Annotated in this window: 10 protein-coding genes; 7 read left to right on the forward strand and 3 right to left on the reverse strand. The window is 62.0% G+C overall.

Features of this window, described 5'->3' with window-relative positions; all coding sequences use genetic code 11:
* Nucleotides 1–278 precede the first annotated feature (278 nt).
* Nucleotides 279–455: a DUF3563 family protein gene (locus tag ACMFWR_RS07865; protein ID WP_413194438.1), complete on the forward strand. Its 177-nt coding sequence runs from the start codon at nt 279–281 to the stop codon at nt 453–455.
* A gap of 10 nt (nt 456–465) precedes the next feature.
* On the opposite strand, the gene ACMFWR_RS07870 is transcribed toward ACMFWR_RS07865, so the two are convergent.
* Nucleotides 466–2,382, reverse strand: a complete 1,917-nt coding sequence (locus tag ACMFWR_RS07870) for a propionate--CoA ligase (protein WP_413194439.1) — start codon at nt 2,380–2,382, stop codon at nt 466–468.
* Nucleotides 2,383–2,553: 171 nt separating this feature from the next.
* Here ACMFWR_RS07870 and ACMFWR_RS07875 point away from each other — a divergent pair, with 171 nt between their 5' ends.
* From ACMFWR_RS07875 to ACMFWR_RS07890, 4 genes are all read left to right on the forward strand, one after another.
* Entirely contained in the window at nt 2,554–3,234 is a 681-nt protein-coding gene (locus ACMFWR_RS07875; RefSeq protein ID WP_413194440.1) for a vWA domain-containing protein, read from the forward strand.
* On the forward strand, nt 3,219–4,136 hold the full coding sequence (locus ACMFWR_RS07880) for a PP2C family serine/threonine-protein phosphatase (RefSeq protein WP_413194441.1): 918 nt from the start codon (nt 3,219–3,221) through the stop codon (nt 4,134–4,136). The genes ACMFWR_RS07875 and ACMFWR_RS07880 overlap by 16 nt, the downstream gene beginning before the upstream one ends.
* Nucleotides 4,133–6,250, forward strand: coding sequence for a helix-hairpin-helix domain-containing protein (locus ACMFWR_RS07885; RefSeq protein WP_413194442.1), 2,118 nt, complete (start codon nt 4,133–4,135; stop codon nt 6,248–6,250). The genes ACMFWR_RS07880 and ACMFWR_RS07885 overlap by 4 nt, the downstream gene beginning before the upstream one ends.
* Before the next feature lie 161 nt (nt 6,251–6,411).
* A complete protein-coding gene (locus ACMFWR_RS07890; protein ID WP_413194443.1) occupies nt 6,412–8,487 on the forward strand; it encodes a right-handed parallel beta-helix repeat-containing protein in 2,076 nt (691 codons plus the stop codon).
* 288 nt (nt 8,488–8,775) lie between these two features.
* On the opposite strand, the gene ACMFWR_RS07895 is transcribed toward ACMFWR_RS07890, so the two are convergent.
* Nucleotides 8,776–10,053 carry an MFS transporter gene (locus tag ACMFWR_RS07895; RefSeq protein WP_413194444.1) on the reverse strand — a complete coding sequence of 426 codons (1,278 nt, stop codon included), beginning with the start codon at nt 10,051–10,053 and terminating at the stop codon, nt 8,776–8,778.
* Nucleotides 10,054–10,201: 148 nt separating this feature from the next.
* Here ACMFWR_RS07895 and ACMFWR_RS07900 point away from each other — a divergent pair, with 148 nt between their 5' ends.
* Complete coding sequence (locus tag ACMFWR_RS07900; protein WP_413194445.1) at nt 10,202–11,800, forward strand: methyl-accepting chemotaxis protein; 1,599 nt, start codon at nt 10,202–10,204, stop codon at nt 11,798–11,800.
* 76 nt (nt 11,801–11,876) lie between these two features.
* Here ACMFWR_RS07900 and ACMFWR_RS07905 read toward each other — a convergent pair whose 3' ends face one another.
* Nucleotides 11,877–12,194 carry a DUF2917 domain-containing protein gene (locus ACMFWR_RS07905; protein ID WP_413194446.1) on the reverse strand — a complete coding sequence of 106 codons (318 nt, stop codon included), beginning with the start codon at nt 12,192–12,194 and terminating at the stop codon, nt 11,877–11,879.
* A 419-nt stretch (nt 12,195–12,613) separates the two neighbouring features.
* Between ACMFWR_RS07905 and ACMFWR_RS07910 the strand changes: the two genes are divergently transcribed.
* Nucleotides 12,614–14,029 (forward strand): PLP-dependent aminotransferase family protein, encoded by a 1,416-nt coding sequence (locus tag ACMFWR_RS07910; protein ID WP_413194447.1) that lies wholly within the window; start codon nt 12,614–12,616, stop codon nt 14,027–14,029.
* The last annotated feature ends 5 nt before the right edge of the window (nt 14,030–14,034 follow it).

Raw genomic sequence — 14,034 nt, forward strand, 5'->3', positions numbered from 1 at the left:
GGCTCGACCGCGCTCCGAAACCGGTGGATCAGCAAACTACGCGGCCTTCGCATCGGCAAAAACTGCCGCATGGATCATCGCGCGCCAAAATTGACTCGTGAAGCCCCGTTGCGGCGCAACAAATATTTATTATTTGAGTGTTTCTTGTATACCTCGATTCAGGGTTTTCCCCTAGAATGCGTACCTAGGGAAAACACTTAGGTGACGAACCTGAGTTCTCGGGTTTATCGCCGGTGCCCGACCGGCACCATTGGCAAGAGTTAGCAAGGAGCAACACCATGTACGCACTGTGGAAAATCATCAACGAACTGACCAAGAGCGCTGAGCAACGTCGCATCGAAAGCGAAGAAGCGTATCTCTCGGAAGCCGTCGACCTCTACGACCTCGAAGCACGTATGCGCGACCTCGATCGCCGCACCGTCAAGGCCGCATCGTGGATGGGCCACAACGCCTGAGTGGGCGTTATCAGATCTGACCGGCAAACCCCAGCGCCGCCCGGATCTGATGCAATGCCGCGGGGTCCTCGATGGTCGTCAGATCACCGGGCTCGCGGCCTTCGGCGAGCGCTGCGATAGCGCGCCTGAGCAGCTTGCCCGAGCGCGTTTTCGGCAGTAGTCCGACAAACAGCACCCGCGCAGGCCGGGCGACAGAGCCGAGCTGCCGATCGACGGTCTGCATCAGCTCGCCTTCAAGCGCGAGCCGGTCCATGGCCTGTTCGGCGCGCGCCGGATCTCGTAGCACGACAAAGCCGAACGCGACTTGCCCTTTGAGGCTGTCCTTCACGCCGACCACCGCGACTTCGGCCACCGCCGGATGCCGCGACAGGCTCTCTTCGATTTCGCGCGTCCCGAGCCGGTGTCCCGCCACATTGATGACGTCATCGGTGCGGCCGAGGATCGTCACAAAGTCGTCGCCGTCCTGCACACCCCAATCGAACGTCGAGTAGGCAATCCGGCCGATAAAGTTCGACCAGTACGTCTTCACGTACCGCTCGTCGTCGCGCCAGACGGTCGTCATACAGCCTGGCGGCAGCGGGTACTCGAGCGCAATCACACCTTTTTGCCCCGCCGAACAGTTTTCGCCCGTGCGCTCGTTGCGCACGCTGAGCTTGTAGCCATAAACAGGCACACCGGGCGCGCCCAGCTTCGGCGGCGGGACCTCGACACCGTCAATACCGCGCGGCACCATCAACATCGGCCAGCCCGTCTCGGTCTGCCAGTAATTGTCGACGACGGGTTTGTCGATCGAACGGGCAATCCAGTTCGCCGTCGGCTCGTCGAGCGGTTCGCCGGCCAGGAACAGCGCGCGGAGACTCGACAGGTCCGAGGCGCGCAATAACGCCGGATCCTGCTTTTTCAGCACGCGAATCGCGGTCGGCGCCGTGAACATCAAATTGATCTTGAGCCGTTCGACCATGCGCCACCAGACGCCGCCGTCCGGTCGGATCGGCAGCCCCTCGTACATCACCGTGGTCATGCCGGCGAGCAGCGGCGCATAGACGATATAGCTATGCCCGACGACCCAGCCGATGTCCGACGCCGTAAACATCACGTCGCCCGCCGTACCCCCAAACAGATAGTCGATCGATGTCGCGAGCGCGACGGCATAGCCGCCGACATCGCGCTGGACCCCCTTGGGTTTGCCCGTCGTACCCGACGTGTACAGGATGTAGGACGGCTCATTCGATTCGAGCCATTCGCACGGCACGACCGGCTGCGGCTCGCCGGGCGCAAGTTCCGGCGGATACACCGTGTCGCGGCCCGGGAACAGCGGCATATCGGCAAGATGCCGGTCGATCAACAGCACCTGCGGTTGCGGCGCCTTCGATTCGAGCAGCGCCTCATCGAGAAGCGGTTTGTAAGGAATCACGCGTCCCGCGCGCGAGCCCGCGTCGGCACTGACGATCAGCGTCGGCTCGGCATCGTCGATCCGGGTCGCGAGATTGCCCGCCGCGAACCCGCCAAAAACGACCGAATGGATGGCCCCGATGCGCGCGCAGGCCAGCATCGCGAACATCGCCTCCGGGATCATCGGCATGTAAATCAGCACGCGATCGCCCCGTCGGACGCCGAGTTCGAGCATCGCCGCGGCCATCCGATTCACCTCCGCAAATATTTCTGCGTAAGTCAACCTGCGCTCGACGCCAGTTTCGGTCGATATATAGAGCAACGCGTCCTGTGCACTTCGCTCGGGCAGGTGCCGGTCGATCGCGTTGTAGCAGAGATTGGTCGTGCCGCCGACAAACCAACGGGTAAAAGGCGGCCGTGAGTCGTCGAGAACCTGGGTAAACGGCGTCTGCCAATGGATACGGCGGGCTTGCTCGCCCCAGAAGGCGGCAGGCTCGTTGACCGAACGCGCGTGGAAATTTGTATAGCGGGTCATCAGCGGCTTCTCCGGGTCCGGGGATTTTCCCGGGGGGACCGCGCGGTTGAAAAACCGCCGCGGGTGATCAGCTTCATGCGCGAAGGCCGGGACCTTGGGCCGGCCGATCGATGCGCACGCTTCAGGACTATTAAAACTGCGCCAGCAAGGCGCGAATAGAGCGGGATTACCATGAACGAGAATGACAACCCGTTTGCGGCACAGGTCGCGTTCGGTACGGACAATTTTGCGGAGAACCCTGAGCCCCGCTGCCCCTGCATCTTGTTGCTCGACCGGTCGGGGTCGATGGAAGGCGAGCCGATCGAGCAACTGAACGCCGGTCTCGAGACTTTCCGGGAAGAACTGACTGCCGACACCCTCGCGGGTAAACGTGTCGAAACCGCCATCGTGACGTTCGGGCCGCCGAACGTCGAAGTGCCGTTCCACACCGTCGAACACTTCGTGCCTCCGGCCCTGAGCGCTCAGGGCGACACGCCGCTTGGCGCCGCCGTGACGCTTGCGCTCGACTTGCTCGAGGCGCGCAAGGCCGAATATCGCGCGAACGGCATCGCGTTTTATCGTCCGTGGGTTTTTCTGCTGACCGACGGCGAGCCGACAGACGACTGGCGTGCCGCCGCGGCGCGCATCGCGGAAGGCGAAGCGAACAAGAAGTTTGCTTTCTTCGCAGTCGGCATCGAAGGCGCAAACATGGATGTGCTGCGCCAGATTTCCGTGCGCATGCCGCTGGGCCTTCAGGGCCTCAAGTTCCGCGAGTTGTTCCAGTGGCTGTCGAACTCGATGCGCTCCGTGTCGCAGTCGACGCCCGGCACCGAGGTCAAGCTTCAGAGTCCATCGGGATGGGCGCTCGTGTGAGCTGGCGTTATGTGAGCGCGTCCGCGGTGGGGACCTCCCACCTGCGCACTGGTGCAGCGTGCCAGGACGCCAGTTTTGTCGAAACGGTCATCGGTGCCGACGGCACCGAATGGCTGGTCGCGCTCGCATCCGACGGTGCAGGTAGCGCCGACCATGGCGCACTTGGCGCACGCATGATGTGCGACATCGGCGGCCAATTTCTGTCGGACCGCATCGAAGCGCGTGGCGAGCGCGCACTCAACGTCGCGCTGGCCGAAGAGTGCGTGGAGCATGTGCGTGCCGAAATCGCATTGGCCAGCGCATGGCATGGCGCTCCGACACGACAGTTCGCCTGCACGCTCGTCGGCGCTGTGATCGGCCCCGAGCGCGCGCTTGCCTTCCAGATCGGCGACGGCGCGCTCGTCGTCAGAAGCCGGGATCATGTGCGTGCTGAGCGGAAATCCGCAAACAACGGCTCGACGAACGGCCGCGCATCAAACGGAAGTCCACCAAACGGCAGTGCTGCGAATGGCAGTGCACCGAATAGCAGTCAAGCGAACGGCAGTGCCGAACGCTTGCAGCCTATCTTCTGGCCCGAATCGGGCGAGTACGCCAACACCACGTATTTCGTCACCGATCCCGACGCGATCGCGCATTTGCACGCGGCAATGATCGAAGCGCCCGACGAAGTGTCGCTACTCACCGATGGCCTCCAGCGTCTTGCGCTGGTATTTGCCACACGTGAAGCCCATTCACCGTTTTTTGAGCCGATGTTCGCCGCATTGCGCGGCGTCGACCCATCACGCTGCGTGCAGCTCAACAGCGAACTCGCGCGATTCCTTTCGAGTCCGGCGATCAACGCGCGTACCGATGACGACAAGACACTCGTCGTCGCGACACGACGCGGAGGACAGATCGGATGACGCCCGGCATGCACGGCGTGTCGCTGGATAACACGACGGCAGACGTGGCCGAACGCGAACGCGTATCGGATAGCAAAGGCCGCGAAGTGTCGCTGGGAGAGTTGATCGGCGAAGGCGGCGAGGGCAGGGTGTATGCGTTGCGCGATGCCGCGGACCACGTCGCGAAGCTGTATCGCGAACCGTTGCCCGCACGCAGGCAGGCAAAGCTGCACGCGATGACCGCGCTGGGCGACAGCTATCTGCGTACCATCGCCGCCTGGCCCGTCGAAGTACTGCGTGGCGAAGGCTCGCGCGTCGTCGGCTTCACGATGCCGCGCGTCGAGGGTCACGAGCCGATCCACCATCTCTATAGCCCCGCGCAACGCAAGCAATTCTTCCCGCAAGCCGACTACGCGTTTCTAGTCGCCGCCGCACGTAACGTTGCCGCTGCGTTCGATGCGATTCACGCGCACGGGCACGTGGTCGGCGACGTCAATCAAGGCAATGTGGTCATTCGTCGCGACAGTGTCGCGTGCTTTATCGACTGCGATTCGTTCGAGATCCAGGCACACGGCACACGCTTCGCGTGCGAGGTCGGCGTTCAGCATTTCACGCCGCCCGAGCTTCAGGCGATCAAGGCATTCGGCGATGCGCCGCGCATGGCGAATCATGACCGCTTCGGCCTCGCAGTCCTCGTATTTCACCTGCTGTTCATGGGACGTCATCCGTACGCGGGCATCCATGAAGCGGGCGATATGTCGATCGAACAGGCGATTGCCGAATATCGATTTGCATACGGGCCTCGTAGACAGGCGCGAGGCATGCAGACACCGCCTCACGCACTCGCGCTTGAAACGGTATCGCCGACACTCGCCGCGATGTTCGAAGCCGCTTTTACCGAAGTCGGTGCACGGCAGAAACGACCTGATGCCCGGCAATGGGTGCACGCACTCGAAGCATTTGGTCGCAGTCTTCGCACGTGCTCGACGGATGCGATCCATCGCTTTCCCGCGCATCTGCGCGGATGCCCATGGTGCGAGATCGAATCGCGCACGGGTACGCAGTATTTCCTGCCGACGCTGCCTCCGCCAGGCACGCGAGTCGCGTTGCCCGACAACGCCGATATCCAGCAAGTCTGGCAGCGCATCGTCGCACTCGGTGACCCGCAAGCCGAAGCGGGTCGCGAGATGCCCGAATTGTTTACAAGCGCGCGTCACTTGCACGCGCATGCGGCCGTTCCAAACTTAATGAATGCCGGTTCGGATGCTCAGCGTCCGCGTTCACATGCGCTACGAATTCGCCGACGCATTGCGCGACTGGTTTCGTTCGCGCTGACAGTCGGCTCGATCGCCGTCTCCGCAGCGGATGCCGACATCAGTCTCGCGTTTGGATTCGCTGGGCCGCTTGCATGGGTGGCATGCGCACTTGTTGCCGAACGGCCGTTCCGTCGCGAATACGTACGGCGACGCGGCATGCTCAATGCGGCACAACACGACTACGACGTGTTGCTCGCGCGCTATCGAAAGCTTCGTCATTCACGCGCCTTCGCCGACAAGTTTCACGCGCTCGAACACGCCAAGCGCGGCCTCGATGCACTGCCGCGTCGCTATCAAGGCGAACGACAAAAGTTGTTTGCCCTCGTCAGGGAGCGTCAGCTCGAGAAGTTTCTTGCGAGCCATGTTCTCGTCGAAACGCGATTCGCCTCGATTGGTCCGGGACGCAAGGCAACGCTTGCCTCGTTCGGCATCGAAACGGCGGCCGACGTGGCAGACCCGTTGCTTGGCAAAGTCCGAGGGCTTGGCGAGGCCGCCAGAAGCGAACTGCGCGCGTGGCGCGCACAGATGGAAGCGCGATTCACATTCGATCCGCAGAGCGGAACGGATCCGCGCGACCTCCAATGGCTGACCTGGCAGTTCGCCAATCGACGCACACGCATTGAAAAAACGTTGCGTGAAGGACTGCGCGAGCTGCAGAAGCTCGATATAGAAAATCAACGCGCGAGATTGCAGGCGCTGGCCGAGTTGCAAGGTGCCAGCACTTCACTTGCGCGTGCCGAAGCCGACTATCGCGCGCTGGCCGGTGCGCATCGTCGGCGTCGGCTCAAAGGGCGGCACCGTCCGGGGGCGGTGTCTTGATCGACGTGAAGGCGTTCACAGAGGAGGAACGATTTCGAGGTCCATCACAGAGGGATGCGACGTAAAAGTTGCATAAACCTCGCGGGCGCAAAGCGCCTACCTTTTGTTTTTTGTAGTAAGGATTTTCCATGTTTTCATCTGCATTCCTAATAAATGTACGTATGAAGCGCACGTTTAGAGGCGCATCCGTTGTACCCGGTTTTACAAAGGCTGCCGCAGCGCTTGCATTTGCACTGCTCGGCTGCGCAACGGCACAGGCCACGACAGTCAACGTGACGGCAGCGGCGACCAACGCTGAAGAAAGCGGTGCGACGGCTGCGCCTGCTACCGTCAATTTGTCCGCGTCGGCCGTGGCATTGCGCGATGCGCTGAGCGTGCTCAGCGCGAACAAGGCGAAAGCCGGATCGGGTATCTCTTCCCTCAACATCGTGCTCGGATCGGGCACCTATCAGATTGCCTCGACGCTGACGGTCACCGTGGATCCGACGTGGTCCGGCGTGCCGGTCACGATTTCCGGACCGGCTGACGGCTCCGCGATCATTACGGGTTCGAAAGTGGTGACGGGCTTTACGGCCGTGACCGACTCGAACGCCTTGTCGCGCCTGCCAACGGCGGCCCATGGCAGTGTCGTGGTCGCGTCGCTCGCGGCGAACGGGGTCACCAATCTCGGTACCTTCAATCGTCACGGCTACGGCATTTCCGTCACGCCCGCACCGCTCGAAGTGTTCTTCCGCGATCAGCCGATGACCGTCGCGCGCTGGCCCAATACGGGCTTTGCGACGATCGCATCGCTGCCAGGCGGTCCGACGGGTCTGAGCTTTACGGTCAGCGGCGGCAACCCGACGGCCTGGGCGAAAGAGCCGAACCTGCGCGCGTTTGGATATTGGGCGCGTGACTGGGCCGATACGACGCTGCCGGTGCAGTCCGTGGACGGATCGGGAACGCTCACGCTTCAGTCGCCGGCGCCGACGATGGGCCTCGCGGTGGGGCAACGAGTCGTCATCGAGAACGCCCTGTCGGAACTCGATTCGCCGGGTGAGTACTACGTCGACCAGACTGCAGGTCTGCTGTATTTCTGGCCGCCCGCAACGATGTCCACCGGCGATGTACAGGTGTCCGTGGCCAACTCGTTGCTTGTGTTCAACAGTGCGACCAACCTGCTCGTGCAGTATCTGACGCTCGATATCGGGCGCGGCGACGGCATTCAGCTCAACGGTGGCGGCAAGAACACCGTCGATCACGTGACGATCCGCAATATGGGCAATCGCGGCGGCGTATCGAGCGCGGGCAGCAGCGGCTTCCAGTACGTCACGATGGCCAACACGGGCGAAGGCGGCATCACCATCTACAGCGGCAATCGCACGACGCTCGCCGCGGGCAGCAGCTTTGTGACGAACAGCACGATCCACGACTACGCACGCCTTTCTCGTGCGTACCGTCCGGCGATCAGCCTGTCCGGCGCGGGCGACCAGATCACGGGCAACACGATCTACAACGGCCCGCATGCCGCCATCATCTTCGGCGGCAACAACCACGAGATCAGCAACAACGAGATCTACAACGTGGTGACCGAGACGAGCGACTCCGGTGCGATCTACGCCGGACGTGACTGGACGATGCGCGGCACCATTATCGAGAGCAACTTCCTTCATGACATCGGCTCGACATCGCAGCCGACGGCCACGATGGGCGTCTACCTCGACGACGAGTACTGCCAGACGACTGTCCGGCGCAATGTGTTCTCGAACGTCATGCAGCCGGTGTTCGTTGGTGGTGGCCGCGACAATGTGATCTCGGACAATCTGTTCGTGAACTCGTCGCCGGCCGTCAGCGCCGACTCGCGTGGCATGAGCTGGCAGAAGGCGGATGTCACGAGCGCCAGCGGCGTGTTCCAGACCGCGTTGCGCGCGGTGCCGTACAACACGGCGCCGTATTCGACGCAGTATCCGAACTTGCCGTCGATCCTGACGAACCTGCCGGGTGTGCCGCTGAACAACGTCATCACGCGCAATGTCGTGATCGGCGGTACGCAGCTGACAGCCGACTCGGGCGCCGCGCAGTATCTGCAGATCGGCACGTGGTTCGGTCCGCAGGACGTGGTGTTCTCGGGGTCGTCTTCCGCGTCGACGGCGAGCGTGACATCGGGCAGCACGACATCGCAATACGGCAGCTTCGTGTTGTCGCCGTCGTCGCCTGCGATCGCACAAGGGTTCCAGCCTTCGCAGTTCTCGCGTTAGCGCTATAACGCGATGCCGGGCCTCGCATAGTACGTCGACTGCTACGCGTCGTCCGGGGTGACAAAGCAAAAAGGCCCATCGTTCTGAGCCGCATCTCGAAGCCGGATTCGCATCCGGCATTCGAGGCGCACCTCAGGCGATGGGCCTTCTCATTTCTACGGGGTATCGCTGTCAGGCGTTACCGACGCAAGACTTGCATCCAGTATCGAGAGAAACAGTCACATGGCATTCGCCTGTTTCTCTCGAACGTTGTATCGCGCTCGTTCTATCGCGTTCCGTTTCGTTCTATCAGGCCGCCTTGGCCTTGCGCGCACGCGCACCTTCGATATTCGGCAGGAACACCGTGAAGATGCCGAACAGCGGCAGGAAGCTGCAGATCTTGTAGACCGTCTCGATGCTCGTCGCATCGGCGACATGGCCAAGCACCGCGGCACCGATCCCGGCGACGCCGAATGCGAACCCGAAGAACATCCCCGCGACCATCCCGACCTTGCCGGGAATCAGTTCCTGCGCATAGACGATGATGGCCGAGAACGCGGAGGCCAGAATCAGCCCGATGATCACCGTCAGCACACCCGTCCAGAACAGATTGGCGTACGGCAGCATCAGCGTGAACGGCGCAACGCCGAGAATCGACACCCAGATGACGTATTTGCGGCCGAAATGATCGCCAATCGGACCGCCGACGATCGTGCCGACCGCGACAGCAAACAGGAATGCGAACAAATAAAACTGCGTCGTCTCGACCGGCAGATGGAATCGATCGATCAGGTAGAACGTGTAATAGGAATTCAGGCTCGCGAGATAGAAATACTTCGAGAAGATCAAAACGAGCAACACCGTCAATGCAAATCCGACCTGACCCTTCGACAGCGTGGCATGCCCAGCATTTCGCGTCTTGGGCTTCGCACGCAGGCGCGCCACTTTGTACCAGTTGCTGACAACGATCAGCACGGCGATCGCGACGAGCGCGGCAATTGCGAACCACGCGATGCTGTGCTGCCCGTTCGGCATGATGATCAGTGCCGCGAGCAGCGGCCCAAGCGACGAACCCGCATTGCCGCCGACCTGGAACAGCGACTGGGCCAGACCGTGCCGGCCACCCGACGCCATGCGCGCGACGCGCGACGATTCGGGATGAAATACCGATGAGCCGCAGCCAACGAGCGCCGAGGCGATCAGCAGCCAGCCGAACGTCGGCGCAAACGCCATCAGCACCAGACCCGACAACGTGAAACCCATGCCCACCGGCAGCGAGTAGGGCTTCGGATATTTATCGGTGTAGAAGCCTATCAAGGGTTGCAGCAACGAAGCCGTAAATTGGTAGGTGAGGGTGATCAGGCCGATCTGGCCGAAGCTCAGTGAAAAGTTCGACTTGAGCATCGGATAGATCGCCAGGATCAGCGACTGGATCATGTCGTTCAGCAAATGCGAAAAGCTGATCGCGCCGATGATCGAGTAGACGGTGCCTTCCTTGATGGCGGAGGCGGTCGAGCCGGATGCGGACGTCTGGGGCGATGTATTGACCCCAGGTTGCGATGGAGAGGAGTGGACGTTCGAGTTCATAGGCGCAGCGGTATGTTTTTCGGGATTAATTTGAAAAACGATCGAGATTTTATTTTTCCGATAGGCTGCAGAATAGATTGTCTTGTCTGCTTGAGACGGACAATTTTTGTCGCGAATCGGTCAAGCTAATACAGACGTTGGAAATACCATGACCAGGTACTCGGGGATGGATCGGGCGGCGCGGGGAGCCGGCTCGGTCAAGCAGTCGTTGCGCGGCGCATTTGCCGTGCTGCTGTTCGGAACGCTTGTTGTCGGAGGGCTGTCGCTGGTTCAGTTGCACCGGCTCAACGGTGCGACGCAAACGGTGTACACCGAAGGCTACGAGACGACCAAGGCCGCCGAAGAGGCGCGCGGGGCGATGTTGCGCGCGACGCGCGCGCAGAAAAGCCTTCTGACGGCGACGACCGCCAAGGAGCGCGACGATCTCGGTCACGAGATCGAGACGAATATCGCGAGGATGGGCACCGAGCTCGGCGTGATCGACGATTTCACGCGCGATGCGGCTGCACTCGATCTGCTCAAGGCGCTGCATGCCGCGACGACGACGTGGAGCCAGCACGAACGCGATTTCGTGACGTTGATGAAGGCCCAGCCGCTCGACCTCTCGCAAATGCACTGGCAAGTCGGTATTGCCGATGTGTCCTTGCTCGTCGAAACCGAAAAGCTCGAGAAGAAGATCGACGCGCTCGTCGCGCAGCGCGATGCGTCCGCGCGTCACACGATCGACAGTGCCGCGGCGACGTTCCGCACGTCGTTCGTGCTGATCGGCGTGATCACGGTTGCGCTGTTCGCGATCGCGATTGCCATTGGCGGCTGGGTGATCCGTCGCATCACGTCTCAGCTCGGCGGCGAGCCCTCGTATGCCAAGGCGATTGCCGAGCGCATCGCGGGCGGGGACCTGTCGGGCGAAGTGGCGCTCGCGCGTCGTGACGACTCGAGCATGCTGCACGCGCTCGCCGATATGCAGGACGGGCTTGCGCGCACGGTCGCCGAGATCGCGCAGAGCGCATCGGCGGTCGCTGCGGCGTCGAGCGAAATCTCGGCCGGCAACGCGGATTTGTCGCAACGCACCGAGATGCAGGCGTCGTCGCTCGAACGAACCGCATCGAGCATGGATCAGCTCACCTCGACGGTGAAGGTCAACGCCGACAATGCCAAGCAAGCTGCCGAGCTTGCACATACGGCTTCGGAAGTCGCACGGCAGGGTGGCGACGTCGTGGGCCGCGTGGTCGGCACGATGCAGGAGATCGACGCGAGCTCGAAGAGCATCCACGACATCATCGGCGTGATCGAGGGCATCGCGTTCCAGACCAATATCCTCGCGTTGAATGCTGCGGTCGAGGCCGCGCGGGCCGGCGAGCATGGCCGGGGTTTTGCCGTGGTGGCGACTGAAGTTCGCAATCTCGCGCAACGCAGCGCGACGGCGGCGAAGGAAATTCAGGCGTTGATCAGTACGTCCGTCGAGCGTGCCGGCAACGGCGCCGCGCTCGCGCAGGAAGCGGGTCGTACGATGGGCGAGGTCGTGAATTCGGTCGAGCGCGTCGCGCATATCATTGCCGAGATCTCGGCAGCGTCGGCCGAGCAGAGCACCGGCATCCACGCGATCGGCGACGCCGTGTCGCAGATGGACGAGACCACGCAGCAGAACGCGGCGCTCGTCGAACAGGCATCCGCCGCGGCCCTTGCCCTCGACGAGCAGGCTCAGATGCTTCAGGGCTTGGTGAGTCGATTCCATCTGGCCGCCTGATGCGCTTGCGGTAGTCCGCGCCTCAATGACCACACTTCAAGGCCTGTCGAAACACAGGCCTTGAATGCTTTCCGTCTCAGGCCGAGCGCGTCGGCAGCGTGCGCGTCAGGCGCGCGACTGCTGCGCCGAACAGTCCGACCCAGCGATCTCCGCCGAATCGCAGCCCGTGCGTCTGCACGGTGAATCGCGCGCCGTCATGATCGCCCGACAGCCATACGCGTCGGCCGCCCGGCACTTTGATGCGCTGTCCCGCATAGAGCCAGATGTCGTCGGCTTCGCCTTCGATCGTGACCCAGATCGGGCCCGTGACGGCGCTGATCGTTGTGGCGCGGGCGAGCGTCAGCGCCTGTGCGAGATGGGGTTCATCGAGTTCGAAAGTGCGAAGTTCATCCATTTTGATCACCTGGTAGTCGGCTGGCATCAAGACAAAGCGGTCGGGCTCCTGCTGTACATCGGGTACGTCGGGCACATCGGGTAAGTCGGTACATCAGGGTACGTCGGGTACATCCGGCAAATCTGCCACGTCAGGCGGACAATCGGACAATGCTTGCTGCGTCGCGCCGCGCAACTCACGGCACCTGAGGGGAACCCAAGGATTGATTGCAAGGCATCTGCAGAATCCCGGCCCGGCGGGCCTTGCGGCGACTCAGTGTTTTGTCCACTTGACTGATGGCATGACTCCATTATTCATTGGAGCATTCCGAAAACCCATGAACAGTTCCGAACAGTTTGACTAGACTGTTCAGTCATTTTGACGAACACTTAGGGTCAGCTCCCCGGGAGCCGCTCCTCAATCCGAAAGTCCGTATCACCATGAAACTCACTGTCGACCCTTCATTGGGCATTCCGCTGACCGACCAGATCGTGAACGGCGTACGCGAATGGATCCGCACGCCCGAGGCCCGCGTGGGGACCAAGCTGCCTTCGATCCGGCAACTTGCGGCGTCGCATGGCATCAGCCGCTTCCCGGTCATCGAGGCCTACGACCGGCTCGTCTCGCTCGGCCTGATCGACTCGCGGCAAGGCTCGGGCTTTTATGTGGCCGAGCGGCGCTCGGCAGCGCCGTCGCTGACAGTCGTGAGCCCGGAACTCGTCGAGGAGGTCTCGGGCCCGGCATGGCAGGCGGGTCAGCACGGGCCCGGCATGCTGAGGCTCGGTGGTGGCTTTACGCCAGAAGACTGGCGCGACATGGAAGGGCTGTCGTTTGCGATCCGCCAGCTCGCGCGGATGGATCCGCAAAGCCTGACGGGTTACTCGACGCCGCTCGGCAACGCGGTGCTGCGCGAGCAGGTTGCCCTGCGACTGACGACGCTTGGCATTCATGTCGACCCGTATCGGATCATGCTGACCCACGGCGCGAGCCAGGCGCTTGATCTCGTGATCCGCTGGATGCTCAAGCCCGGCGATACGGTATTTATCGAAGACCCCGGTTACTACAACCTCATGGGGCTGCTGCGCATGTCGGGTGTGCAGATGATCGGGATTCCGCGCACGCGTCATGGTCCCGATCTCGAAGTGCTCGAAGAAAAGCTGCGCGAATATCGGCCCAAGCTCTTCTTTGTGAACACGGTGTTCCACAACCCGACGGGCACGACGATGTCGCCGCCCAATGCGTTTCGAGTGCTGCAGCTTGCGAAGCAGCATCACTTCAAGATCGTTGAAGACGATGTGTTTTCGGATTTTCAGGTTGAACCGACGGACAGACTCGCGACGCTCGATCAGCTCGAGAGCGTCATCTATATCGGTGGTTTTTCGAAGACGCTGTCGAGTTCCTTGCGCGTGGGTTATCTCGTCGCGGATGCCGAATCGATACGCATGATGGCGGACATCAAGACGCTGACGAGCATCACGTCGTCGCGTTTCGCCGAATCGATCGTGTCGTCGATGCTCGATCGCGGCGCGTATCGGAAGTATCTTGAGCGTTTGCGCCGACTGCTGGGCGATGCGCTGTCGCGCACCTTGCTGTCACTCGAGCAAGCGGGGTGGGAAGTGTTCGGGCCGCCCGTTGGCGGACACTTTATCTGGGCGCGCGTACCGCATGTCGGCGATTCGCAGACCCTGTCGAAGTTTGCCGAGCAGTTCGGCATAGCGATCCCGCCGGGCCACGCGTTCTATTCCGATCAGCGGCATACGCCGTGGCTGCGGATCAACGTTGCTTATGCCAGTGAGCCGCGCGCGGTGGAGTTCTTCAACGCGGCGGCTGCGGCAGTGGAATTGAAACAGGCGTAGGTACG

Source organism: Pararobbsia alpina (genome assembly GCF_965118125.1).
Taxonomy (GTDB): domain Bacteria; phylum Pseudomonadota; class Gammaproteobacteria; order Burkholderiales; family Burkholderiaceae; genus Pararobbsia; species Pararobbsia alpina_A.

Bases quoted from the DNA above. Each gene is read 5' to 3' on its own strand.
- ACMFWR_RS07865 (WP_413194438.1), top strand. From the start codon at position 279: ATGTACGCACTGTGGAAAATCATCAACGAACTGACCAAGAGCGCTGAG.
- ACMFWR_RS07870 (WP_413194439.1), bottom strand. From the start codon at position 2,382: ATGACCCGCTATACAAATTTCCACGCGCGTTCGGTCAACGAGCCTGCC.
- ACMFWR_RS07875 (WP_413194440.1), top strand. From the start codon at position 2,554: ATGAACGAGAATGACAACCCGTTTGCGGCACAGGTCGCGTTCGGTACG.
- ACMFWR_RS07880 (WP_413194441.1), top strand. From the start codon at position 3,219: ATGGGCGCTCGTGTGAGCTGGCGTTATGTGAGCGCGTCCGCGGTGGGG.
- ACMFWR_RS07885 (WP_413194442.1), top strand. From the start codon at position 4,133: ATGACGCCCGGCATGCACGGCGTGTCGCTGGATAACACGACGGCAGAC.
- ACMFWR_RS07890 (WP_413194443.1), top strand. From the start codon at position 6,412: ATGAAGCGCACGTTTAGAGGCGCATCCGTTGTACCCGGTTTTACAAAG.
- ACMFWR_RS07895 (WP_413194444.1), bottom strand. From the start codon at position 10,053: ATGAACTCGAACGTCCACTCCTCTCCATCGCAACCTGGGGTCAATACA.
- ACMFWR_RS07900 (WP_413194445.1), top strand. From the start codon at position 10,202: ATGACCAGGTACTCGGGGATGGATCGGGCGGCGCGGGGAGCCGGCTCG.
- ACMFWR_RS07905 (WP_413194446.1), bottom strand. From the start codon at position 12,194: ATGGATGAACTTCGCACTTTCGAACTCGATGAACCCCATCTCGCACAG.
- ACMFWR_RS07910 (WP_413194447.1), top strand. From the start codon at position 12,614: ATGAAACTCACTGTCGACCCTTCATTGGGCATTCCGCTGACCGACCAG.